The sequence below is a fragment of the Clostridium celatum DSM 1785 genome (assembly GCF_000320405.1).
Classification (GTDB): Bacteria; Bacillota; Clostridia; order Clostridiales; family Clostridiaceae; genus Clostridium; species Clostridium celatum.
Map to the genome: position 1 here is coordinate 73143 of NZ_KB291607.1, position 25690 is coordinate 98832.

Below are 25690 nucleotides of genomic sequence, written 5' to 3' on the forward strand. Positions count from 1 at the left end.
ATTTAATATTCTTCTGCAAATTCCTATTTTCCTTAACCATACTTTAATCATCTTCTTGTACCTTATTTACACTAGTAAGAACCTTAATTAATTTAACTTTTCCATCATTTATTGCATATCCAAAGTCATCGCCTATTTCTGAATACATCTCTTTAGTAATTTTGTTTATTTTTAATTGATATTGTTCTGAAATTCCATTACCTATCCAAATACCATCACTTAGTGAAACTTGCTTACTAAACCATTCTTCATAGCTTATAGAACTTAAATTATTGATGTCTTCAACTAAGATAAAGTTGATATTATATGATAATTTTCCATTTAACATAAAGACATTTACTTTATCCTTACTATCTTCTGATAAATATTTAAAAAACTCATTAAAAGAATTAATAATACATTTAATGTTTTTATACTTTTTAATTTCAATATTATTTCCTATTGAATTCTTAACTTCTTTATGGCGTTGTACTAAAGTATTAAATAGCTCAACTGCTATAGCATCAAACTCTGCTGAATCATTAATATATCTATATTTTCTATTTTTATCTTCAATAAAAGAATTCTTAGCATCAATTACTATTACTTCATCAGTACATTCTGCCATAACTTCTGCTAAACCTTGTGAAAAGCTATTATTACTTTGATTTTGAGATAAAACCATGTTTACAAAGAATTTATCAAAATCATAATGCTTAATTTTAAGTGTATCTTTTTCAACACCAATAGGAACTCCTTTAAATTTATCACTATGATTAATTTCATCTTCAAAGAATAATAAATCAACATTTTGTGGTAATATAGGAATTTTCCTTGCAAACGCTTTGTCCCATTCAATACTATATTTATTACAATAAGACTTAATTAATTCAAAAATATTGTCTACCTCTTTAAATGAAAGAGCTATTTGGAATTCATAAACTCTATCAATTTTAAATATTCCTCTTCCTTTATACTTTGATGGAATAACCCCATCTGTATGTCCTAAAACTGATACATATTCACTACTATCATTAAGTTGAAGAGAATATATATTTTTGAAGTTTTGAAGCAATTTATATCTTATTCCACTTACATTTGATACAGTTAAAATAAAGTAAATTCCATACTTTGTACACTCTCTTGTTAAATAAGCTATGTCCTCTTCCTTATCTTCATATATCTCAATGAAGGCTGTAATATTATGAATTACTATTACTAAAGACTCTATACTACATCCACTATTTTTAATGTATGAATTATAATCTCCACCAAAATCAACAAATAGCTTTTTTCTCTTTTCAATTTCTTCATATAACATTTTAAATAAATTATTTATCTTTTCAGCTTCATAAGAGAATAATACTTCCCCAACATGAGGAGCTTTTTCAAAAACCTTCAAAATTTCTGTATTAAAATCTAATACGTACAAATTCACTTCTTCTGGTGTATGACTCTTAATCAATGAATAAATAAGCGTTGTAATAAATGTAGTTTTACCACTTTCTGCAGAACCATAAACAATAGTATTTCCCCCTTGAGAAATAGGAATAGTCAATGGATGTTGAGATTGTGTCGTAGGATCGTCATATTCACCAACTACAGGATTCAATTTATATTTAATATCTTCAATATCATATTTCTTTCTAATATCCTCAAGAAAAATTATTGGAGATATTGGTTCAAGCCATATTGGTCTAACTTTAATATTTTCTTCCTTTGAAATATTAATAATATATTTAACTATTTCATCTATTTGTTTTGGAGGATTCTTAGATAACTTAGCTTTCTTATCTATTTTTGCACTCCTTAAAACCCTACCTATATTATCTATAACTGCAATACTTTCATCTTTATTAACTTCAAATCTATTGGATGGATAATAAGGTGCTCCTGACCATGCAGATTGTCCAATTTCAAACAATTCATTAAAGCCTACTTGTAAATAAAATCTACCTGTTTCAGCTATTTCAGCTGCATCTGCTCTTTTAATTACATCCATACTATCTGACTTTTCTTGAACCTTTAAACAAACCCTAAATCTAGAATTACTCCATATTTGATCATCAACAACACCTGCTGGCTTTTGTGTTGCAAGTATTAAATGAACACCTAAACTTCTACCTATTCTTGCTGCACTTATAAGTTGTTCCATAAACTCTGGCTGTTGAACCTTAAGCTCCGCGAACTCATCAGATATAATAAATAAATGTTGTAGTGGCTCACTAACCTTTCCTTCTCTATATAACTTTTGATACTTATATATATCTATATTACTTATTTGCATATGTTTACTTGCCTTAGAAAATATAGCTTGCCTACGTTTCAACTCACTTTGTATAGATATTAGGGAACGTTTAACTGCTGCACCATCCAAATTTGTTATTGTACCTGCAACATGAGGTAGATTTGTAAATGCATTTGCCATTCCTCCACCCTTATAGTCAATTAAAATAAAAGCAACTTCATCAGGATGATAATTAATAGCTAATGAAAGTATAAATGTAATTATAAATTCACTTTTACCTGAACCTGTCATTCCAGCTATTAATCCATGAGGGCCATGAAACTTTTCATGTAAATCTAATTTAAATAAATCACCCATTGCATCTACACCAACTTCAGTTTCAATACTTTTAGTAGGATCACTTTTATTCCATCTTTCTAAAATATTAAGATGTTCTATTTTTCCTACCTTAAACATTTCTAAGAAAGTTATCATTTCTGGCAATGAATTTTTACTATTTTCATCATCAAGAACAATATTAGATAGCTTAATAGCTAAATCTTCACAGTTTACATCTGCTAGAGCCTCCATATTAAATTCTATATATTTTCCTGATATATCATCCTTATCATATATTTGAGCACTTTCAAGTGTAACTTCTATAACAGTTGAACATTCCTTAGGCAAGTTTTTTATTTCATCATATAAACTAACAATACTAAAGCCCAAATTTTCCTTTTCCCTTAATATTGATTTAATAAATTCAGATTTTACCTCTAAGGTTTTACTCATAGAAAATATTATATAATAAGGAAGTAACTCTTCTATTTCTTTCTTACTATTGTTTTTTCTTTCAACTATTATTTTTTCCATGTTCATAGATATTTCTTTTACATCTTTTACATTTGTACCGATAAATCTAATACTTTTATCTTCACTCCATGAATGTGGTAACCATTTTGAAAACCCCCACTCTTCTTCATCTTTTTCATCATACAAAAATATAAACTTCAATTGATCATAGCCTTGAAGTGCTGCTAACTGAAATATTATTGATTTAATAAGAGATTTTGCACTTTTTCTATCACCAATTATTCCAGTTGCCTTTTCATCAAATAATGATATTGTAATTGGAGCAGGATTTATCATTTTAGGCTCATCAATAAGCTTATATAAATCATTTTTTAATTCATCTTCCTCTAACTCAAACTTCTTTTCCTCATAGCCAAAATCCGCTTCTATTGGTAAACTGCCTACTCCTAGTCTTACCCTTGCAAAATCATTATGACTAATAATTCTTTCCCAAAGGTTTATTTCTCTATTTTCTATCATTTCAACACATTCATAAATTGAAGTGTTATTTGCATATAATATTCTTCTTTGCTTCTCACATTCTAATGCAATATCAGACCTTACTTCTTCTATATAATTCTTATATTTTAACTTTCTAATTTCCTCATTTTTCAAAATCCTTTTCTTTTCATATCTTTTAGTTAAGACAGGCCATAAAACTGTACCAAGTATCATGCTAAAAGCCATAAAAATTGTTGGTAAAGCTGTAGTTAAATCTCCCCCATTGCTTATGATATTTTCAACTGTAACTATACTAGTAAGAAGACTTGCCATTCCCATAGTAATAGATGGTCCTAGCATATACATTAATGGTACTTCTTCACCTTTTGTTGGTGCTGGAGGAGAATCTATTTTAAATTCTCTTCTTTCTATATCCTTCTTAAATCTTGGTGAACGAAAAAATATTTCTTTCTCTATACTTTTCTCTTCAAGGTCTTCTAATTTATCTGTAACTATAGTTTTAGGAACTGCCTTTTTTAATAAATTAAAACAACTTTCATCAATAACAACAGCATTATTAGGATTATTAATAGCTAAAATATTACCGTTATATACTATTTTTAATCCCATTATATAAATGACATCTCCAACTACCAGCTTTTTTTCTACTATCTTTTTACCATTTACATAAGTTCCATTTGAACTATCACAATCTATAACTGTAGCTTCTGAATTACCACTGTCATACTTTATCTGACAATGAATTGGAGATACTAATTTATTTTCAAAACATATATTTGCTTCTTTACTTTTACCTATTTTTATTACTTCTTTATTTACTGTATATTTTTTAAACTTATGAGCTTCTTCAGATTGATTTTGAGTAAATAATAAAGCAATCGTTGAATCACTCTTAAAAATCTTATACTTATTGAATGGTTGTAATTGTACTTTTGATACTAAATTATCTTCGTCATCCTTTAATTTTGCATTTTTATTAGACCTTATGAACCATTTTCCTTCTTCCTCTTCTACAGTAATTAATGGTATTATGTTTTCATCATCATCTTTAGTATTTATCACATATTTTCCAGATGTTTTTTTAGGCAATACATAATCTAACTTATTGTTCTTATCAATTAAAGTTAATAGCAAATTCCTCGCCTCCTTCTAACCATTTATATTTATATTTATTTATATTAATAAAAATTACTATTATGTAATGAAAGATAAAACACCCGCGGGGTGAATCCAAAAATTGGATTCGCCCCGCGGGTGCTTCTTATAACTATTTATTTTTAACTTCTACTTCTTTTTCTCTAACAGGTTGTACTATTGGTTTGTTAATTCCAACAATCTTCATTATTTGCTCTGATCTTTCTTTTGTTGATCCTGTAATTACTGAATACTTAACATTTTCAGCATCTAAGAATCCTAAGATAGCCTTGTCCACTGCTTGAGCGACTTCCTCATCTTGCCATCTTACACCATCTTTCTTATATCCAAATTCTCTTGGAACAAAGAAGATATGATCATATTGTGGTAGGTCTCTTATTGCTAAGCTATATAAATCATTTAAGATTTCTATTTCCTTCTTAGTTCTTACCTTATCTCCAAGCATTAATCTTCCATATATGTACGGTACAAATGTTGCATAGTCAGTTACAGCATAATCATGAGAATCTAAGCTCTTTTCTAAATGTAATTGACCTAAGTATATTCCATATTGTTCTGAAATAGATTCAATCATACCCTTATCTCTTAAATAATCTGTGCTATATTCTGTAGCAACACCTACATTTATATCTCTAATTTTTAAGTCTACGTATAATTGTTGTATTAATGTTGTTTTACCACATCTTGGCCCACCAAGGATAGCAATTCTTACTGGCATTGGTAATCCCTCCAAATATTTATATAAATTTTTCAAATTTTGTTCGTGCCCACGAGAAATTTAATTATACCAATAACTTTAACTTTTTTCAACGACAATTTTTGCTATATTACCTCATGGGCATAATAATCAAAGTAATTATCTTCTAATTAAGTTATATACTCATTTATATACCCTTTCCCTTTTCCACTGAGGCATTTAAAAACTACGCACAGTCTAGCTTTAGAAAAATTATATCTAACAAACTCCTTTCCCCTACTATTTTATATGTACCTTCAAGTGAAATATTGAATATATTAAATATATACTTCACCCTAAAAAATTTTACTATTTCTCCTAACTTCACAAATTATAATTTAAACTCTATCTATATAACTGATGATAAAAAGGAAAGATATAAACCATCCGATTATATTAATTTTTCATCTGAGGCAAAGTAAAAAGCCTGACTTATCATTAAGTCAGGCTTTTTTGTTCATCTGTGGTTAAATAACTTTTTATTATTTATAATTCAGCATTAACTGTGTATTTTCCCAAATTTACAAGAATTAAATAGCTATGTCCTTTTTAAATTTTTTCGCAAAAATTATTACTTTTTATAGTCCACTTCCTTCGACACAAGTTAAAGTTTCAAAATCTCTTCCACCCCAAATTTTATGAAAGTAAATGTTCTTTAAGTATTATTGGATACATATTTATCTCTCCTCTTACCACTAATTAATGGCTATAAAATAACCGTATTACCTTTTATTACTTCTATAGAGGACTTGTATATTTTCTATTAATCTACAAATACTATTTATATAGTGAGAGAAAGGAGTACGATTATGGACGATAAATCTAATGTCTATTTACCTAGAGTAAGATCTTATTATGAACCAGATAAAGAATACTTAATAAGCAAATCTCCAGAAGGAGTTGATACCAAACTCGCTAATACAGTTGAAGATCCAATTGTAGTTAATAATATTGCTTATAGCGAATTTGATTATACTGAAGATCCTTTTGATGAATCTGAATAAATACTACTCCGTAATACAACACTTGCTTATTTAAATTAATATCTCATATAAGGAGGAATTTTAAATGGCAAAATCTAATGATAAACAACATAGAACTAGAGGAATTACTCAATCCGCTAATACAGAACTTCCAGACCCATTAAATAGCTTTAATAGTCCTCTTGGAAGCTTAAATAATAAAAGTAAAGAAACTATTCAAAAAGAAAATAAACAAAACACTTTATTTTAATTAAAAATTTTTTACTTTAATTGCTGTAGTAGCTTTCATTTTGAATATATATTCCTTAAATATTTATGTATAAAATACATTAAACTAACCAAAATAATTAGTGTCTCTTTTTAATAGAAATAAGTACCATAGAGAGCATGATAATATGTCCTCTATGGTACTTATTATATTTTCAACATATTTTTCAATATAGGTATTCTTTTTAAAATCTCATTAATGGTCAATGATAATATAATTATTATTATAGTAATAATTATTGCTAGGATAATATTCATACTTCTCTTAATAAAATAGAACTTCATGAATGTAATAATCGGCATATGAAAAATATATACCCCAATAGAATTTTCACCTATATATTGTATGATTTTTTTTACTTTTAAATTTCTTATAGATTTAAAATTTGATAAAAGTATAAAAATTGCTGAACTCATGCATAAAGCTCCAATGGTAGGAAATACAGAATTTCCACTATCGAATATTTCATTATTTATATTGGTCCATAATGTTACTTCAATTGTAACTAATAATAATCCTAAGCAAAATATTAATATAGATATAATATTTATATTTTTATGTTTTTTCCTATACTTTTCTATATTTTTTGAAATTATTGCACCAATTAAAAAGTATTCAACTGAATACAGTGTAAAAAAGCCTGTCCTAGGAATATGCTTAAGGCTCTCATAATCTATTAAATTAAACAATAGCACTAGATAATTGTATACAAACGGAAAGATAAATAATCCTATCATGACCATATATAAAAATACCTTATTTTCACTTAAGTATATTCTTTTTAGAATAGGTGTTAATAAAGTCAAAATAGCTAATGTTCTAAAAAACCATAAATAATCTATATCTGTTTTTCTATTTAATAACAATTGTATAATATTATAATCAAATAAATTTCCTCTTATAATTGCACATATTATAACTACTACAATACTCCAAAAACAATATAATAAAATTAATTTTACTGCTCTTTTTAAAATATGTCTAAACGAATATTCCTTTTTATTTAACATTAATGCCCCATTAACCATAAAAAATATTGGGACACCTATACTAGAAATATTCATTATTATTGAATTGATATTAGGTATAAATACTTCGCCTTCTATAAATCCTAATTTTAAAATATTCAAATGATAAAAAACAACAATGAATGCAGCCACTACCTTTAATATATCATAATATAATATACGTTCTGTTGATTTAATAATTTCATGATTATTTATTAACTTTCGCAACACTATTCCTCCTAATAATTATCATTATTTTAAATTTATGTTAATAAGTATATTTATATACACCTTGCGTTATATAAATAATTAGATTTTTAGGGGGAATATTAATGAATAATAAAAAAGAGCATCTTTCTGAATTAGATGTGTTTAATGGAATTGCAATATTATGCGTTGTATTTGTACACAGTAGTTCATATTATCTTAAAGATATTTTAAATTTAACCACCTATACCGATACTAGCTTTATTCTTAGATTGTTGGATAATTTTTGTCATGGCGCTGTAACTATGTTTATTTTTAGTGCTGGATATAAATTCATTTTGACTAATTCTCAAAATAATCATAAGATTTATTTTCTTAAACAATTCAAAACAACTTTTAAACCATTTATAATAATTAGTTTTATTTTATATTTATTTAATCTATTGTTATCTAAGGAACCTTTTAAAATAACCGAAATAATAACTTATTTTATTAAAATATTATTAGGTTATAACATAGCTTATCAACTATGGTATATTCCCATGTATTTGTTTTTAATTTTTTCATATCCTTTTATATATAAATTTATTAAAAATGATTTAATTAGATTTATAACTATAATATGTATAGTCATTTTTCAAAAATTAATTTCTATTAACTCTAATAATATATTAATTTCTGGACATCCATTTGACTTTTTGTATTATTATATATTTTTCGAATTAGGTGTTATTTTTCAAAAATACAACTTAAAAAATAAAATAACTAAATATTCTACTACTATATTATTGGTGTATATAATCTCCACTGTAGTTGTTACCTTTAACCTTCTACCAGCATATTATGGAAAAATTCAATCATACTTTTTATGGCCTCTATGTATATTGGGATATTATGCATTTAGCCTTAAATTCAAGAATAATAAACTGCTTATCTCACTAGGAAAATATTCATTTTTTATATTTTTATTTCATGATCCTATAATTTGTAGAACCTTATCTCAAGTTTTACAGCCACTATATATGTTTAACCCGTTATTTTATATATGTATTATAACTATTCTTACTATAATTCTATCTATTGCTCTTTATTTTATTATATAATCAACTTTCTTGAATAAAATATTATTTTATTCAGGAAAAAATAATATTTCTAAAACTTAAAATAGTAATATATGATTTGTTGATTATAACCAATAGTTAAACAAATATAATTACTGAACCGCTAATAAAAATAAACAAAAAAAATTAGTATAATATAAGCCTAGTTATTTTAACTCGGCTTTACATTATACTAATTTTAAAATTTATTGATAATATTTTTAATTATATCTGAAATAATATTAAGCTTAACCTTTTCACCATTAACTTCTATATTCCTACTAGAATTAACAAAAATACTAGACTCATCTTCATTAACTGTAATACTGTCTTCTATTCCATTATAATTATTAACTTTTATATTTTTAGCTTTAGTTATATAAATCTGTGCTTTTTCTCTATTTTCATAAAATGTACAATTATTAACCTCAACTTCGCTTACCTTTCCAAACTGTCCGTCAATTAATAAACCTATTCTGTTATTATTAAATTCACAATTATTAAAAACTATATTTTTTACATACATAGATTTATGAGATGGTTCTATATCAACTCCAGACTCTGGAAGAGTTCCATTTGTATTATTAAACACACAATCCTCAATAATAGCTCCATCGCAACTTTCTATACTAATACCTTGCCTTCTATTATTTTCAAATATACATCCTTTAATGAATATTTCATTATTTTTATAATTAGTATTAGCAGTATTTATATTTATTCCATCGCCCCACATGTTAGAAAACTTAGAATTCATAATCAATATATTTTTAGAATCCGCTATAAAAATTCCGAATCCAAATTCACCATCATTTCCTATATGCTCTTCCCTATCCCCTAATATATTCATTCCTAATATTTTTACATTTTCTACACCTTTTATAGTTATGACATTATATGCTTTATAATCACTTGCTTTAACCTTTATCAAAGATTTATCTGAACAAATAATGGTAGTGTTAGACTTTATGTTAAAATAACCATTTGTCATAAAGTTACCGCCAACATCTAACCAACTTGGATCTTTATTATCACACTTTAATAGAAATGTTCCTTCTGGTATATATATATTGTTATATTCAAACATTTTCTTAAAGGCATCACTATCATCTGTAACTCCGTCACCAACTGCTCCAAAATCATATGGAGTAACATATTTTACATTTTCATTCTCAATTCCTCTTTAAACTCTGATAGTTTTCTTCTAATATGCTATTTAAATCTTTTTTTTCTATAATTAAATTATGCTTTGTATAAACTACAAAGCATATCATAACAATAAAAATACCACCTAATAAATATCTCTTATTATTTTTCATATTTACACCTTAATATTATATTTAATTATTCAATATTAATGCATTATCCTTTTCTCTATATTTAGGAAAAAATTTAGAATCACTATAATTATTTCCCCTTATATTCACTAAATAATCATACATTTCCTTATTATAAATTTTTTTACCAATATAAAAATCAAATCTATTACTCTTAGAAAAAGTACTCTTGAATTTAAATAGGTTATCATTCTCTGATTGATATCCTCCTCCTATATGGAATATACTTTTTCCATTTTCATGTCCCCATTTAGCAATTTCAAAAAATAATAAATTATTAGGCGCTAACTTTAAATACTCTTTATCATTGCCCAAGAAATGACAATGAACATAATTTTCATTAAACAATACTAATGCTGCTGAAATTACCCTTTCGTCAATATTTGCAGTGAATATCTTTGAATTATCTTTTAATTCATTTATTACTTCAAAGAAAAACTCTTTATTAAAATAATAGTACTCTTCTGCATTATCTCTATCCATAGTACCAAGATATAAATCAGAAAATTTACAAATCATATCATCAGTATTTCCATTTTTAACTATAACCCCATTCTTTATAGCTTTTCGTACACGCCCTCTACACTTCCCATCCATATCACTTAAAATCTTTTCTTCACTCTCATCTATCTTCATATAGACAGTTTTTCGATTAAAAGTTATATCATAATATTCATCTAAAAATTTATAATTATTTATCATTGGATTAAATCTTATAAATTCGCTTATTATATTATTATCAGCACAATATCTTTCAAATTCTTCAACATATGCCTTTGCTAATAACTTTTCGTTTGTTCCTTCATGTAATACCCCTCCATATCCGTATGGAGAAGTAATATCAAAATATTTTTCCTTATCTATAATATTTTTAAAATACCTACAATCAGCTATATCTCTTTTTAAAAATATGTTTGCTACTCTTCCATTATCATCTTCATAATAAAATAATATTGGCTCACCATCTCTATTATCACTAAATGGTTTTATATATCCCCACCTAAAATATATGTCTACATTATTAAAACTATTTACTATTTCATCCCATATATCTTTTTGTGAAAAATTTACCTCTCTATACATACTCTCTTACTCATCCCCCATATACCAAACTACACCTATTATCATATTAAGTATATTTTAAATAATCTCTATAACTTATCCTCATGCGTATTAACTCATCAATCAAATTACTTTCGCACTTGCCTAAATAATTATTAAATGCTCCCCAAACCTTCTTGTAATTAAACTCCCTTTTTATAAATGCAATTAATTTATCATTATCAATAATTGAATAATCATAAAGCTTTAGTATTTCATTAATAAATCCTATTTTATATATCTTTTTATTATCCTCTATGAAATATATAGCAAATCCAAGTTCATCATGTTGCTTTTTAGCTTTTTCATAATTAGTTATTTTTATATTATCGTAATCAGTAAACTTATAGTTACTTTGTATATTTATTTCTATCCACTTAGTCCTGCTAACTTCTTTAAATCCAATCTTTTTATACCACTCTTTAGCTCTTATATTTTTATTAAAAACATCAATAAAGATATATTTAAACTTTCTATTTAAACTGCATTTATCAATTGCACTATTAAGTAACTCCTTCCCAATCCCTTTTCCTGTGTACCTCTTATCAATAACAATATAATTTATAAATAAATTTTCTGATTCCAATAGCAACTCAACATATCCAACAACTAATCCATCTATTTCATAAACCATATTAATCTTCTCTTGATATTCTTCTTTTTTATTTAAATTATCAATTAAGTATTTATCTATTCCTTTTGCTCCATATATAGTTTTTTCTAATATCGTATTATTAATTTGTTGTGTCATTATTTCTATTATTCTGCTTATATCATTATTTTCGGCTTCTCTAATTATATTCATAATTGGTAACTCTTCTTTCAACATCTAAATCATTTAATGTTAAGTTAGTTGCAACCTTTATATCACTAAACTTAAATACCTTAATAAATGTTTTTAATATAATTTTCATATCTAATAAAAAACTATAATTATCAACATAATAAATATCATATGAAAATCTTTCTTCCCAAGATATGCTGTTTCTACCGTTAATTTGTGATAATCCAGTTATTCCTGGTTTCACATTAAACCTCTTTCTTTCTTCAGCTTTATAATAAGGTAAATACCTTTCTAGTAATGGTCTAGGTCCTACTAAGCTCATATCACCTTTTAATACATTAAATAATTGTGGAATTTCATCTAAGCTTAATAATCTTAATACCCTTCCTACTTTAGTTAAGCGTTCTGAATCTGGTAATTGCTTTCCTTCCTCATCATACTTATCTACCATAGTTTTAAACTTATATATTTTAAATAGCTTTTCCTTATATCCAGTTCTAACTTGAGTGAATATAGGTGATTCTCTCATTGTAACTAAAATTAAAATATATATTATTATAAAAATAGGACTTAAAATAACAATTCCTAATAATGATAAAATAAGATCAAAGCATCTCTTTAAACTCATATTTTAAAATCTCCTATATACTAAAATTTCAAATTAATCTTCAACCTTAACTCTTCTTATATATTTTCTATTAAAAATGTTAATTATCTTTTTTATTATTGTACTTGCAACTTCTTTTTCATATTTGTTAAAAGAAATTTTATAGCATGTTATAAAATAAATACTAGTAAATATACATACAAATAATCCTATTTTAAAATATGATTTTGGTACTATAATTATTTTAACTAAATATCCAAGTATAAATGATAAAGTAATAGGTATCATTACATTTATAATTTCTCTCCAATATCTCTTCATATCTAGCTTAATATTTAACATATAATATAGATTATTTAATATAGCATTTATAATCATACCAATTGCAGTGCCTAAGGCACATCCAATTACCCCTAGATATTTTACCAAAATTAAAGTTAATACTAAGTTTACTATAGCTACTCCTAAATATATAAGTGATTTAATTTTATGCTTATTCATTGCTTCTAGCATAGTAGCAAATAATGTTTGTATTATTGATATAATTTGAGGAATCATAACGATTAAAGCAATATAATATGATTCCTTATATTCATATCCAGCCCATCTCATAATAAACTCTTGTCCTACAAGAATGAATCCAGAAAGAATAAAAAATGCTATATACGATTGTATTCTCGATACCTTAATTAATATATTCATTAACTCTTCTTTATTATCTTCATTAACAGTAAGCTTTGTTAATTTAGGTAAAAACATATTACTTATTACTCCTGAAAATGAAGTAAAATAATCATTAAACTGTATTCCTATAGAATATATTGCTATAGGAATTGAACCTGCAACCATACCTAAAATAAATTGATCCGTACTCCAATAAATCCTATATGCAACTACAGCTAAAAATACATAAAATGAATATTTAAATATTTCCTTATATAACTCCTTATTAAATCCACTAAATTTAATTTTTATTTTTAATACTTTAAAACAATAAATTACATTAATAATACCTAAAATTACATTGAAAATTGTTGATGCCATTATCATTCCTATAGCTTTATATCCTAATAGTAAAACTGATATCATTATTATTGGATTTAATATAGTTCTTATAAATGCTAAACATTTCACATATACAAATCTTTCATATGCCATTATTATTCCGTTAAATACATTTAAAGGAAATGCTAAAACTAAATTTATCAAAGCCATAAAAAACATTACTTTTATCCTTGCTATTTCTTCTAATGTTAATCCCTTACCAAAGATACTTCCTAGGTTCAGGTAAACTATTAATCCAATTATTAAACCAATCACTGAAATTATTGTATATAGAATCAAAAACATTCCATTTATTTTTTCTAAGCTCTCTTCATCATTATTAGCTATAAACTTAGAATTATATCTAATAACTGCATTGCCTATTCCCATATCAAGTAGATATATATAAGAAATTATTGTATTTACTAATGTAAATAATCCATATTCTCCTGTACCTAATGTAGTTAGCATAAATGGAGTATATAAAAGTGATATAACATTTCCAGCTATCAATGTTATATACGATATTATGGTTGCCAATTTAATGTTATTTTTCATAACTTCACCTACTCATACATTCCTTAAGACAGACTATTTATTAACTTTTTAAAATAAATACTTTCAAAGTCTATATTTGTCTTTTCATTTAAATTTATAAGTTCCATACCTAATTGCTTAATTAAGTTAGTATCTAATTTTTCAACAAATTTAATATAATTTAAATCTTTAATCCATTCATAAGTACCTGTAATTTTATAATCCAATGATTTTGTAACAATGCATGGTGTTTTGGTTATTGCAGCAAATAACATTCCATGTAATCTATCTGTTATAACTACCTTACACCTTAAAAACTCATTAAGCATTTTTCTTAATTCATTTTCTCTATTGTCAGCAGTAATACTTATGTTTATTACAGTATCATAAGCAAATACATTTTCAAAAGCTCTGTCTAATTCATTAAATAATCTGCTTTTATCCACATCTATAATACTTTCTTTATCATTTCTTAAGCACAACATAACCTTAGTTCTTTCATAATCATTAAATTTTATATTGTTATATAAAGAAAGAACTATATCTGGATTTATTAAAACTCTACAATTGTTAAATTCTTTTTTCATTATTTTATAAGAATTTTCTTCTCTCGCTATTAAGGTTAAATTTTTATGATTGTTATATATCCTTTTACTCTTTTTCAATTCATGTATTCCATTTTTATCCTTAGTAAAATCTATTGTTTGTGGCATAGATATAATCTTATTATTATGAAAGGTTTTTATTACTAGACGCCTTCCAACCTCTTCACTTACCCAGATATTCCCCATATTCCCGCCACCAATAAGTACTATTAAATCATCATCATTTATTTCATATTTCAATGCTTTTGCATACTTATAAAACTCATTGCTATTTACTTCTATTAATTTATATTCACTAAAATATTTTCTTAGCAGCTTATTAGTTGCATATATAATAGCTTGATCTCCCATATTTCCATATACAGGTGTAATAGCATGAATAATTTTTTTTTCATTTTTATATTTTTTAAATTTTTTATAATATATAAAGCTAAAAGTATACTTAATCCTATTAATAAATTTCTCTCCACATAAATTAACTATTATATTTTTTGAAAGCATTGGCATAAGTAATCGCCTCGTATTTCATTTATTAAAGTTTAAATAACATTCTCTTTTAATTTTTCAAAATAAATCTCTTTAAAATTTATTTCATTAACTTTTTCTAGGTTAAGAAAATTATCAATTATATTCTCTATTTTTTCAAATTCTAAATCATCAATCATCTTTATATAATTTAAATTTTTAATCCATTTATAAGTTCCTGGAACTTTATGATCTAATGATTTAGTAATTATACATGGAGTTTTTGTAATAACAGCAAAAACCATTCCATGTAATCTGTCTGTTATAACAACCTTAGCACTTAAAAATTTATTGAGCATGTCCTTAACCTCGTTTTCTCTTATTTCTTTGGTAACTAATTTATTTACAACTGTATCATAATGAAATGTATGTTTATATTTTTTATCAATCATTTCAATAAGTTCATATCTCTTATGTGCTATTAGGCTTTCTTTATCTTTTCTTAAGCATGTCATTATATTTTTTCTCTTATGACAATTATTCTTATATATATCATGTAGATATAAGACAATGTCTGGGTTTAATAAAATTTTATTATTCCGTAGCTCCTCTTTCATAATTTTATATGAAGTTTCTTCTCTCGCTATAATTGTTAAATCTTGATGTGAATTATATATTTTTTTTGTTTTTTCTAACTCCCTTATCCCTTCATCATCATTAGTAAAACTCATAGTTTGTGTCATTGATATAATTTTATTTTTAGGGAAATTTTTTATTATAAATCTTCTTGATTTTTCTTCCTCAATATAAAGATTTCCCATATTGCCACCACCATGTAGTACTATTAAATCATCTTTGTTTAATACCTTATTTATTGCCTTTCCATAAGTATATATATCGTTACTATTAACTTCTATAACTTCATAATCTATAAAATTTTCTTTTAAAAACTTTATCGTTGCAACTGCAATGGCCTGATCTCCTATATTTCCATGCAATGGTGTTAATGCATATATTATTTTTTTAGTGTCCTTATATTTTTTAAATTTATTATAATGTCTGAAACTAAAAAGATACTTTATTGCATTTACTTTATCTCCACCTATTAAATTTGCTATAAAAATCTTAATTTTTATCAAAATAAAATATCTCCTCATCAAATATTTATATATATTAAACCTCACTTACATTATTAGAGATACTACCAATACTCTTAAATTTTCTATATATTGATTCTATTTTTATATATAAAGGTATATTAATATCAATTAATTTACTTCTAATTTTTAATCCCTTTGAAAGTGAATTTTCATTAATTATTTCTTTTACCTCATTATCAATATTAGTAAATTTATAATCATATATAGTATTTATAGCCATTCTAGATATATATTTTTTTAACTCTTCTTGTAACTCTTTATTTTCTATCTTACTAGCAACCTTATCCAAGTCTAAACAAATATTAATTAAATCATTACCCCTTTTAGTGTTTAACCCTGAATTCATTATTGAACCACTTCTTTGTCTATATACATAAAAATCTTTTTTATAAATTGATACATTATTTGCTTTTAATAATACTCTTGGGGTAAATTCTTGATCTTCATGATATATACCTTTTTTAAAAAACAATTTATTATCTATTAATAAATTTCTTTTAAAAATATATAACCATACTGGTGAGTACATTCTAAATTCCCGTAATGATTTTAATAAAAATTCTCTTGCATCTATAGAGCTACCATTTAATGCACTGCTTTCTCTTTTCATAGGATATTTATTATCATCTGAGTAATACCAAATACAATTTCCCTCAACAATATCACTATTATTTTTAATGGCCATATCATACATTTCTTCATAGGCAGTATCAAATGCTATATAATCATCACTATCAACAAATGCTACATAGTCTCCTTGAGCTACTTTTAATCCATTATTTCTAGCTGATGATAATCCAGAATTTTCTTGATTAATAATCTTAATTCTATCATCATTTATTTTTTCAATTTTTTCTATACTATTATCTTGTGTTCCATCATTTACAATAATTATTTCTATATCATTAATAGTTTGATTACATAAAGATTTAACACATTGCTCTACGTAATCTTCAACATCATAAACTGGAACTATAAAACTTAGCTTTATCATTTTACTCCTTTTTGAATTTAATACTTTTTTTACATTAATCTTTAAATTTTTTTACTTAGTTTTATTCTTTTTAGATAATATTATCTCCTTAATATTATTAGCAATATTGTAAGCATCTTGTAAATTTAACTGACCATAAATAGGTAAAGTTAAAACTCTATCAGATACATATTTAGCAACATTTAAATTATTACTATTATATTTTCCTTTATAACATTCTAATTCCGGTATCATTGGATAAAAATACTTTCTAGTATAAATATTATATTCTTTCAAAGATTCATGTAATTCATCTCTTGTTATTCCTGTACATTCCTCATCAACTAATATAGGAAAGTATGAATAATTATGCTTTATTCCTTCCTTGTCATTCAAATAATAAACCCCTTCAACCTCTTCTAGTTGTTCTCTATATATTCTAGCTACCTCTTTTCTATTTTTTATTTGCTCATCAACATACTTTAAATTACATAATCCCATTGCAGCTTGAAACTCATTCATTTTTGCATTTAATCCAACTACTTCTACTTCATCATTGCTTATATAGCCAAAATTTTTCAAGCTTCTAAGCCTTTCTTCTAAATCACTATTATTGTACGCTAATATTCCGCCCTCAATTGAGTTATATACTTTTGTTGCATGTAATGAAAACATTGAAATGTCCCCAAAGTTACCAATTCCTATTCCACCTATTTCCACTCCAAATACATGAGCTGCATCATATATTACTTTTAAGTTATGATCCTTAGCTATTTTTTCTATTTTTTCTACATCACAAGGATATCCAAATACATGAACTGGTATTATAGCCGAAGTCTTATCTGTGATTAATTCTTCAATTTTATCAACATCAATAGTGAAATCTTCTTTATTTATATCGCAAAAGACAGGTTTTAAGTTGTTCAACACAATTGCATGAGTTGTTGATGGAAATGTAAATGGTGTTGTTATTACTTCACCTTTAATATTTAGCGCTTTTATTGCTATATCTAATGATAGATGTCCATTAGTAAATAATGTTGCATTATTTACTCCTAAATAATTAGCTATTTTATTCTCTAGTTCATTGTGTAGACATCCATTATTAGTTATCCAATTAGTTGACCACATACTTTGTATCTTTTCTATATATTCTTTAAATGGTGGTAAAAATGCCTTTGTAACTTGAATGGGCTCTTTAAAATAATACATATTAGCCCCCCAAATTTTAATTCTATCTTTTAAAATACCCCAAACATCCTCTTAGGAACTTTCATTATAATTGTATCTAAATTTTTTATAAAAAATATAAGCTTCTCTACTAATGAATACTCTTCAAACCTATATCCTCTTTCATATCTCCACATTGCATTTTTATATGCCCAATATCCTAATTGCTTTTTATAAGGAATAATTTCTTTTTTATAACATTTTATTGTGTCATTAAAGAATATATTATTTTGCTTCTTATTTATGCTTACTCCCCTTCCAAATCTATATTTAATAGTTATAGTATCTAAATAATCTATTTTACATCCTAATCTAACTACTTTTAAAAACATAGTCCAATCATCTAAATGCATATAATCTTCATCATATACACCATATAACTCAAAAACCTTTCTATTAAATAAAACTGCTGGATTTGGTATAACATCTTCTATTGCTAATTTTTTAAAAAATATTTCTGGATTTTTTCCCAATGGTAAATATCTTCTAAAATATTTTATTTTTTTATTAGCTATAGGTAACTGATTCATATTTTCATCACAAAATAGCATATTTCCTGTTACTATTAGGCTGTCATTTTCCTTCATGAAATTAACCAATTCAGATAGCGATTTATTATTAAAGAATACATCATCACCATCTATAAATTTTATATATTTCCCATTTGAAAGTGATAATCCCTTATTATAATTTTTAACTACCCCTAGATTTTTATTATTACTATTTATAATTACATTTTTAATATTGTTTTTCTTTCTTTTATTTATATATTCATAATAATAGTCATTTTTAAATTCCTTAGTTCCATCATCACTTATAATAATTTCTATATTATGATAATCTTGCTCCAATATAGAATCTATAGTTTCATTTAAAATATCTAGTTGATTATATGATAATATTATTACACTAACTAAATCATCCTTCACTCTATCTCCCCCATACCTATTTATTAAAAACCAATTTTATATGGCAAGACTCCGTTCATATTTCCTTGCAAAGTTGTTTTATAAAACCATACAAATGATATAAACATAACTAGTAAGTATATGTTGTATCGTATTCTATAATCCTTTATCACCGATATCATTCTTGGAATAAAAATAATTACGACAATATAAAAATATTCAGCTATTCTTGTAAAATTTGATATAATTGTTGATAAAAGAAAACATACGCATGCACAAAAAAGAAGATTTAAAAATACATTGTTTTCTGGATTTTCTTCTATTAATTTATCTTTCATCATAAATGCAATAATAAATATAAATACTGGAATAATAATTATTAATCCTATCCCTAATCCTTGCATTCCCCAGGCTACACTATCATAATCTGAATAAAATTTATTTCTCATAAAATATATTATTTTATTAATTAATAATGATCCCGCGCATCCTAATACTATATATATACATATTTTTTTTACATTTAAATTAATTTTAGATATGAAATACATTGGGAAAAATATAAGAGCCGACTTATGGATAAGAATAGCAAACAGAATAACTAGACAAAATCTTTTAAAGTCTTCATTTATTATATACTTTATGGATAATGTGCATATTGCAATAGCAATAAACTGTCTTTGAATATTCATAGCATCAAAATAAAAATTAAATGTTATTAATAAATAAACACTCAAAAGCATATTTGTTGAATATCTCTTTATAAAAATTATAAATAATATAATAGTTATAAAGCTAACTACTATAAATACCCACTGAGTATTGTTAGTAAAAAGAGCAATTATTTTATTTAGTAATGCATATCCATAATCTTTATCTACGTAAGAATAATCAAAAAAATTATTGTTGGTATGTTGTCTAAATATAGCTTCATAATTTCTAAAATCTACACCTACATTTTTTCTAAATCCAGAAACTATAAATAATATGAGAAATGATATTGTTAAAAAAATATTATCAGCCGTTGCTTTATTTTTAAATATTATATATATATATATCCCTATTAATATTATTGATAATATCATTACTTCATAAACCATACTTACTCTCCATTCTTAGTAATTTTAAAAATGAACTCCTCAAATTTATGGGCCATATCAACAATCTCAAATCCATTTAATTTTATCTGTTCACTTCTATCCGTCCTTATATACTCCCTTTTAAAACTAACCACTTCATTTGCCCACTCCCTAGATGATTTTTCTAAGGATAAATATTTTAAATTATCTGTTACACAAGCTTCTTTTGGTACAGCATCTGAGACTATGCATTTTAATCCTGTAGCCTGTGCCTCAATTAATACTATTCCTAAACCTTCATAATTAGATGGAAAAATAAATAAATCCATAATATTCAATAAATCAGGAATATCATCTCTATTTCCTAAAAAAATAACCTTTTCTTCTAATCCTAATTTTTTAACTTTATCAATAATTGTATTTTTTAATTTACCTTCCCCAATTAACATTAGAGTAGAGTTTGGTTTTATTTTAACTACATCATTAAAAATATCTATAATAAAATTATGATTTTTTTGATAGTCAAATCTTCCTATATGTCCTATAACAAATTTATTTTGTAAATTATATTTTCTTTTTAGATCTATTGATTTTTCTTCATCATATTTAAATCTGCTAGTATCAATAGCATTTGGTACTAATCTAACCTTGCCTTCTTCAATTATTTTTTTGCCAAATAGCCATTCTCCGGCTAATTTAGAGCACATAAAAAAATATGTTGCCTTTTTATTTATAACTCTTCTATTTAAACAATGAAGTATATAATATAATTTAGACATATCTCCGCTATCTGAATTATGACTATGAACAATTTTTATCTTAATATCACTTATTAAAGACATTAAAAACGGAATATTATAATACAAGCAACTTAAATTGTAATATACAATATCATAGGTATTCTTTCTCCTTAAAATATCATAGTATCCCTTTATATTTTTAAAAACATTCTCTTTTCTTGGAGTTATATAATATATCTCTCCTCCAAGCTCTCTAATTTCATCTTCATATTCACATTCATTACCACATACAATAAAATCTAACTGTATCTTCGATTCATCAATATTTCTATATAAATTCATTAAATATTGCTGAACTCCACCTTTTCCTGGACACATCCCATCAACCAATATTCTTACTTTCTTATCTTGCATTTTCTCACCTTTTTATATTTTTTTTACATATATGCAATTTTAATAATTCTTTTAAGTCGCTCTATTAACTTCTTTTTATAAAATTGAAATCTACTTATAGGTGAATCATCATAAAAAGAGCTTTTTCTAAAATCTCCATATTTTCCTTGGTAAATACAAGCTTTTAAATATTGCCAGATACATACTTTATTAATTTCTTCACTTTCACTGCTTGTCCTAAGCTTATTTAAATATTCTTCTTTTGGTTTCAAATCAAACTTAAATGTTTTTAAGTTTTGAATCATTGATATTTCAAAGTGTAAATCCAGCTCTTCTTTAGATACTTTTACATTTAAATTATTTAAGTAATCGTTAAAAATAGCTTTAAATACCTCTTCTCTCTGTTTCATATCTTTATTGGCTTTTCTTGTGATACTATTTTTTACTATCCTATATTTAACTAAAGGTTTGTTAATGTTACTAACCTTATACTTTGGCATTATTTCTGCCCATAATCCAAAATCCTCTGCATATTTAAAATTTTCATTATATCTAAAGTTATTTTCTTTTAATATACTACTCCTCATAATTACAGATGGATGTACAAATGAACAATCAAATATACTTGCTGCTTTTATTTCTTCATAATTTTCTATACAATAGACATTTTTTCTTATAAATCCTACTTTATCTAAAAAAAAAGTAGCTGCAGTTCCACACATCGCAATTTCAGTATTTTTCTCCATGAATTTAACTTGTTCACTTAATCTTGTTTTTCTTGAAAAATCATCTGAATCCATTCTTGCAATATACTTTCCCTTAGAATTTTCTATTCCCTTATTTAATGAATAAATAAGTCCTTTATTTTTAATATTATCTAAAATAATTATTCTTTTATCTTTTTCCTTATATTCGTTCAATATTTTAAGACTTGAATCCGTAGATCCATCATTAATAATAATAAATTCAAAATTAGAATAATCCTGACATAAAATACTTTCTATAGATGACTTTAAATATTTCTCACTGTTATAAACTGACATTACTACACTTACTAATGGATTCATATATTCTCCTTTAGTCCTATGTCTTTATATATTAAATTCATTTCATTCAATACTTCTTTTATGTCATATTTTTTTATATCATTGATATTATTATTACTAACTTTTCTGCTAATTTATCATCATTATAAATTTTTAAAATTGCTTCTTTGGTTGCTTGTATATCGTTTATTGGTACAAGTAGCCCATTAATATTATCTTTTACTAAATCATTGTTTCCCCTAATATTAGTACATATTATAGATTTTCCAATGGCCATTGCTTCCATTAGATTTCTTGGTAAACCTTCTTGCAAAGAAAATAATGCAATTATATTAGAAATATTTATTATTTCACTTACATCATTTCTAAACCCTAATAACTTAATACTCTCACTAAGATTATTATCTTCTATATACTTTTTATAATTATCCTTAAGTACTCCTTTTCCAACAAATAAAACCTTAATATTAGGATATTCTTTATATAATAGTTTCATAGTATCTATTATTTGTAGATGATTTTTTCTTTTTATTAGTTCTGCAATTATAGTAATAACAAAATCCTCATCTTTTAATCCTAAAGATTTTTTAAATTCTCTTAGATCATTTGAATTATTGCTATACTTATTTAAATCCAACCCTATTCCATTTATTTTAAAAATCTTATTATTTTTGTATTTAAATTTTTCTTTTGCTAATATAAAGTCCTCTTCATTCATAGTTATTATGCAGTCTGTCCATCTTGCAGCTATCTTTTCTAAATTATAATATACAATCCAATTTAACATTGGAGCCCCCTTATAAAAATGGAAGCCATGAGCTGTATATATGATACTTATATTCATATTTCTTGTTGCAAGCCTAGTAATAAAGGCTGCTATAGGGGTATGGACATGAACATAATCATATTGTCCATTTTTTATTACCTCTTTTATCTTCTTATAAGCTCCTATATTGCTAGTTGATAACGGACTTCTACTAAAAGGAATATCATGTATCACTAAATTTTTATCTAATAGTCGTTTATCTAAATTTAATCCTATATTACACGCACATTCTACTTCATAATTATTATCTAATAGATATTCAATATGAGGTACTAAGAATGCATTTATCGTTTCGCTTATTGTCGTAACGTATAATATTCTCTTCATATATCTCCTTACTATCGGATAAATTTAATATTACTTTTTTAATTTCTAGCAAATAACTTACTCCTACAAACCAATAATAGTAACTAATTTCCTTTATTAAAAATCTAATGTATTAATTTTTTCTAATTTATACTTAACTTTTCCTAAATATATTCTTTATCTATACGCATCCTCTAATGATTTCTTCGTTCTAAATATTTATCATCTCCATAATGAGCATGGGTATTTTCAGTTACAGAGTTAAAAACAACACCTAATATATTGCACTTCTTTTTTTCTAATATGTTTTTAGCTTCATTAGCAAATGTTTTTTTACTCTTTGATTCTCTAACTACAAATACAACCCCATCTGCTTTAACTGCTAATATTTGCGCATTCTGCAACTGCCATTATTGGAGGTGCATCCAGTATTACATAGTCATAACTTTCTCTTAGTAACTCTATAAAATCATCCATTTTCTTAGAGCTAATCATCTCCACTGGATTAGGAGGTGTTTTTCCACTAGTTATAATATCTATGTTTTCATTAATATTATAATTATCTTTAATTTTATTAGATTGTCCTGTTAATATCTCAGATAATCCTGTACTATTTGATATCTTAAACTTTTTATGAATATTGGGTCTTCTCATATCACAGTCTACTAATACAACTTTTTTACTTGATTCAGCCATTGTTAATGCAAGATTTTTTGCAATAGTAGTTTTACCTTCACCAGATTGTGAACTAGTTACAACAATTACCTTAATAGGCTTATCATAAGATGAATATTCAATATTGCTCATTAAAACTCTATACGCTTCTGTTACTAAAATATCTTTGTTTTTTTTCACCATATATATACCTCTTTTCTAATCATCATTATACCTAGGTATAACACCAATTATAGGTAATCCTAAATTTCTCTCAACATCTTCTTTACTATTAAATGTATTATTAAAAAAATCCATTAATAATACTAAAGAAACACTTAAAACACAGCCTCCTATAAAAGCAACAACTAAATTTCTTAATAAATTATTTGTTAATGGTTCTTTTGCTATTTGAGCATCATCAATAATCTCTATATTTACATTGGGTATAATATCTCTAGAAACCTTTATAAATTCATTAGTTATTGCATTAACAACATCAAAACTTTCTTTGCTATCTATAGATTTATAGCTTATTTCAAGAATTTGTGTATTTTCTTTTTGTACAACACTCAAATTTTCTAATACATCTTCTACATCTTTATCTAAATTAATACTTTCTAATGCACTCTCAATTAAGTTATTTGTACTTGCTAATTCCACGTATGTTTGCATAAGCTGTTGATACATTTGTATTTCCCATTGATCATAAGTAGATTCATTATTTATTTCTTTTCCAACAAAAACTTTGGTTTTTGACTCATATACAGGCTTAATTACATACTTGGTAATTGCTATAGTAGAAATTAAACAAATAGCTATAATAAAAACAATTAGAGCCCACTTTTTCTTTAATAAATATAAAAATTCTCTCAATTGAATAAACTCTTTATCCATTCACTTCTCCTTATACTACTTA

The 25690-nt window shown here is 25.0% G+C and carries 24 protein-coding genes; 3 read left to right on the forward strand and 21 right to left on the reverse strand.

Translation table 11 applies throughout. The annotated features are described in order from the left end of the window. Window positions 1-43: 43 nt before the first annotated feature. Window positions 44-4654, reverse strand: coding sequence for a type VII secretion protein EssC (gene essC / locus HMPREF0216_RS01810; protein WP_005210451.1), 4611 nt, complete (start codon window positions 4652-4654; stop codon window positions 44-46). A gap of 133 nt (window positions 4655-4787) precedes the next feature. Next, window positions 4788-5393: an AAA family ATPase gene (locus HMPREF0216_RS01815; protein WP_005210458.1), complete on the reverse strand. Its 606-nt coding sequence runs from the start codon at window positions 5391-5393 to the stop codon at window positions 4788-4790. Between the two features lie 827 nt (window positions 5394-6220). On the opposite strand from HMPREF0216_RS01815, the gene HMPREF0216_RS01820 reads away from it, so the two are divergent. Continuing rightward, window positions 6221-6415 carry a hypothetical protein gene (locus tag HMPREF0216_RS01820; protein ID WP_005210461.1) on the forward strand — a complete coding sequence of 65 codons (195 nt, stop codon included), beginning with the start codon at window positions 6221-6223 and terminating at the stop codon, window positions 6413-6415. A gap of 64 nt (window positions 6416-6479) precedes the next feature. After that, window positions 6480-6644 carry a hypothetical protein gene (locus HMPREF0216_RS16960; RefSeq protein ID WP_005210462.1) on the forward strand — a complete coding sequence of 55 codons (165 nt, stop codon included), beginning with the start codon at window positions 6480-6482 and terminating at the stop codon, window positions 6642-6644. Between the two features lie 164 nt (window positions 6645-6808). Here the strand turns inward: HMPREF0216_RS16960 and HMPREF0216_RS01825 are convergent, their stop codons facing one another. Next, window positions 6809-7897 carry an acyltransferase gene (locus tag HMPREF0216_RS01825; protein ID WP_040418521.1) on the reverse strand — a complete coding sequence of 363 codons (1089 nt, stop codon included), beginning with the start codon at window positions 7895-7897 and terminating at the stop codon, window positions 6809-6811. A 104-nt stretch (window positions 7898-8001) separates the two neighbouring features. On the opposite strand from HMPREF0216_RS01825, the gene HMPREF0216_RS01830 reads away from it, so the two are divergent. Continuing rightward, window positions 8002-8979 (forward strand): acyltransferase family protein, encoded by a 978-nt coding sequence (locus tag HMPREF0216_RS01830; RefSeq protein WP_005210466.1) that lies wholly within the window; start codon window positions 8002-8004, stop codon window positions 8977-8979. Between the two features lie 196 nt (window positions 8980-9175). Here HMPREF0216_RS01830 and HMPREF0216_RS16175 read toward each other — a convergent pair whose 3' ends face one another. From HMPREF0216_RS16175 to HMPREF0216_RS01910, 18 genes are all read right to left on the reverse strand, one after another. Continuing rightward, window positions 9176-10153: a right-handed parallel beta-helix repeat-containing protein gene (locus tag HMPREF0216_RS16175; protein WP_083875352.1), complete on the reverse strand. Its 978-nt coding sequence runs from the start codon at window positions 10151-10153 to the stop codon at window positions 9176-9178. Then, window positions 10149-10295: a hypothetical protein gene (locus tag HMPREF0216_RS16965; protein WP_005210469.1), complete on the reverse strand. Its 147-nt coding sequence runs from the start codon at window positions 10293-10295 to the stop codon at window positions 10149-10151. Before HMPREF0216_RS16965 ends, HMPREF0216_RS16175 begins: the two co-directional genes overlap by 5 nt. A gap of 21 nt (window positions 10296-10316) precedes the next feature. Next, complete coding sequence (locus HMPREF0216_RS01840; protein WP_005210471.1) at window positions 10317-11396, reverse strand: GNAT family N-acetyltransferase; 1080 nt, start codon at window positions 11394-11396, stop codon at window positions 10317-10319. A 46-nt stretch (window positions 11397-11442) separates the two neighbouring features. Further along, complete coding sequence (locus HMPREF0216_RS01845) at window positions 11443-12219, reverse strand: GNAT family N-acetyltransferase (RefSeq protein ID WP_040418522.1); 777 nt, start codon at window positions 12217-12219, stop codon at window positions 11443-11445. After that, window positions 12206-12826, reverse strand: a complete 621-nt coding sequence (locus HMPREF0216_RS01850; protein WP_005210474.1) for a sugar transferase — start codon at window positions 12824-12826, stop codon at window positions 12206-12208. Before HMPREF0216_RS01850 ends, HMPREF0216_RS01845 begins: the two co-directional genes overlap by 14 nt. Before the next feature lie 33 nt (window positions 12827-12859). Next, window positions 12860-14407, reverse strand: a complete 1548-nt coding sequence (locus HMPREF0216_RS01855; protein WP_005210479.1) for an oligosaccharide flippase family protein — start codon at window positions 14405-14407, stop codon at window positions 12860-12862. Between the two features lie 23 nt (window positions 14408-14430). Then, window positions 14431-15498, reverse strand: coding sequence for a polysaccharide pyruvyl transferase family protein (locus HMPREF0216_RS01860; RefSeq protein ID WP_005210480.1), 1068 nt, complete (start codon window positions 15496-15498; stop codon window positions 14431-14433). Between the two features lie 32 nt (window positions 15499-15530). Further along, window positions 15531-16595, reverse strand: coding sequence for a polysaccharide pyruvyl transferase family protein (locus HMPREF0216_RS01865; RefSeq protein WP_242824710.1), 1065 nt, complete (start codon window positions 16593-16595; stop codon window positions 15531-15533). Window positions 16596-16629: 34 nt separating this feature from the next. Then, complete coding sequence (locus HMPREF0216_RS01870; protein ID WP_005210482.1) at window positions 16630-17610, reverse strand: glycosyltransferase; 981 nt, start codon at window positions 17608-17610, stop codon at window positions 16630-16632. A gap of 51 nt (window positions 17611-17661) precedes the next feature. After that, entirely contained in the window at window positions 17662-18801 is a 1140-nt protein-coding gene (locus HMPREF0216_RS01875; protein WP_005210483.1) for a DegT/DnrJ/EryC1/StrS family aminotransferase, read from the reverse strand. A 29-nt stretch (window positions 18802-18830) separates the two neighbouring features. Next, on the reverse strand, window positions 18831-19748 hold the full coding sequence (locus tag HMPREF0216_RS01880; RefSeq protein WP_005210485.1) for a glycosyltransferase: 918 nt from the start codon (window positions 19746-19748) through the stop codon (window positions 18831-18833). A gap of 23 nt (window positions 19749-19771) precedes the next feature. Beyond that, window positions 19772-20827, reverse strand: coding sequence for an EpsG family protein (locus HMPREF0216_RS01885; protein WP_005210488.1), 1056 nt, complete (start codon window positions 20825-20827; stop codon window positions 19772-19774). Window positions 20828-20829: 2 nt separating this feature from the next. Then, window positions 20830-21960, reverse strand: coding sequence for a glycosyltransferase family 1 protein (locus HMPREF0216_RS01890; protein ID WP_005210490.1), 1131 nt, complete (start codon window positions 21958-21960; stop codon window positions 20830-20832). Between the two features lie 23 nt (window positions 21961-21983). Then, complete coding sequence (locus HMPREF0216_RS01895) at window positions 21984-23006, reverse strand: glycosyltransferase family 2 protein (protein ID WP_005210492.1); 1023 nt, start codon at window positions 23004-23006, stop codon at window positions 21984-21986. 73 nt (window positions 23007-23079) lie between these two features. Continuing rightward, entirely contained in the window at window positions 23080-24138 is a 1059-nt protein-coding gene (locus tag HMPREF0216_RS01900; RefSeq protein ID WP_005210495.1) for a glycosyltransferase family 4 protein, read from the reverse strand. Window positions 24139-24311: 173 nt separating this feature from the next. Then, window positions 24312-24521, reverse strand: coding sequence for a P-loop NTPase family protein (locus HMPREF0216_RS17570; RefSeq protein ID WP_005210497.1), 210 nt, complete (start codon window positions 24519-24521; stop codon window positions 24312-24314). Then, window positions 24493-24975, reverse strand: coding sequence for a CpsD/CapB family tyrosine-protein kinase (locus tag HMPREF0216_RS01905; protein ID WP_005210499.1), 483 nt, complete (start codon window positions 24973-24975; stop codon window positions 24493-24495). The genes HMPREF0216_RS17570 and HMPREF0216_RS01905 overlap by 29 nt, the downstream gene beginning before the upstream one ends. 15 nt (window positions 24976-24990) lie before the next feature. Continuing rightward, a complete protein-coding gene (locus HMPREF0216_RS01910; protein WP_005210501.1) occupies window positions 24991-25668 on the reverse strand; it encodes a YveK family protein in 678 nt (225 codons plus the stop codon). Window positions 25669-25690 lie beyond the last annotated feature (22 nt).

Excerpts from the sequence above, each read along its gene's own strand:
- HMPREF0216_RS01815 (WP_005210458.1), bottom strand. The coding sequence starts at position 5,393 with ATGCCAGTAAGAATTGCTATCCTTGGTGGGCCAAGATGTGGTAAAACA.
- HMPREF0216_RS01820 (WP_005210461.1), top strand. The coding sequence starts at position 6,221 with ATGGACGATAAATCTAATGTCTATTTACCTAGAGTAAGATCTTATTAT.
- HMPREF0216_RS16960 (WP_005210462.1), top strand. The coding sequence starts at position 6,480 with ATGGCAAAATCTAATGATAAACAACATAGAACTAGAGGAATTACTCAA.
- HMPREF0216_RS01830 (WP_005210466.1), top strand. The coding sequence starts at position 8,002 with ATGAATAATAAAAAAGAGCATCTTTCTGAATTAGATGTGTTTAATGGA.
- HMPREF0216_RS16965 (WP_005210469.1), bottom strand. The coding sequence starts at position 10,295 with ATGAAAAATAATAAGAGATATTTATTAGGTGGTATTTTTATTGTTATG.
- HMPREF0216_RS01840 (WP_005210471.1), bottom strand. The coding sequence starts at position 11,396 with ATGTATAGAGAGGTAAATTTTTCACAAAAAGATATATGGGATGAAATA.
- HMPREF0216_RS01845 (WP_040418522.1), bottom strand. The coding sequence starts at position 12,219 with ATGAATATAATTAGAGAAGCCGAAAATAATGATATAAGCAGAATAATA.
- HMPREF0216_RS01850 (WP_005210474.1), bottom strand. The coding sequence starts at position 12,826 with ATGAGTTTAAAGAGATGCTTTGATCTTATTTTATCATTATTAGGAATT.
- HMPREF0216_RS01855 (WP_005210479.1), bottom strand. The coding sequence starts at position 14,407 with ATGAAAAATAACATTAAATTGGCAACCATAATATCGTATATAACATTG.
- HMPREF0216_RS01860 (WP_005210480.1), bottom strand. The coding sequence starts at position 15,498 with ATGCCAATGCTTTCAAAAAATATAATAGTTAATTTATGTGGAGAGAAA.
- HMPREF0216_RS01870 (WP_005210482.1), bottom strand. The coding sequence starts at position 17,610 with ATGATAAAGCTAAGTTTTATAGTTCCAGTTTATGATGTTGAAGATTAC.
- HMPREF0216_RS01875 (WP_005210483.1), bottom strand. The coding sequence starts at position 18,801 with ATGTATTATTTTAAAGAGCCCATTCAAGTTACAAAGGCATTTTTACCA.
- HMPREF0216_RS01885 (WP_005210488.1), bottom strand. The coding sequence starts at position 20,827 with ATGGTTTATGAAGTAATGATATTATCAATAATATTAATAGGGATATAT.
- HMPREF0216_RS01890 (WP_005210490.1), bottom strand. The coding sequence starts at position 21,960 with ATGCAAGATAAGAAAGTAAGAATATTGGTTGATGGGATGTGTCCAGGA.
- HMPREF0216_RS01895 (WP_005210492.1), bottom strand. The coding sequence starts at position 23,006 with ATGAATCCATTAGTAAGTGTAGTAATGTCAGTTTATAACAGTGAGAAA.
- HMPREF0216_RS01900 (WP_005210495.1), bottom strand. The coding sequence starts at position 24,138 with ATGAAGAGAATATTATACGTTACGACAATAAGCGAAACGATAAATGCA.
- HMPREF0216_RS01905 (WP_005210499.1), bottom strand. The coding sequence starts at position 24,975 with ATGGTGAAAAAAAACAAAGATATTTTAGTAACAGAAGCGTATAGAGTT.
- HMPREF0216_RS01910 (WP_005210501.1), bottom strand. The coding sequence starts at position 25,668 with ATGGATAAAGAGTTTATTCAATTGAGAGAATTTTTATATTTATTAAAG.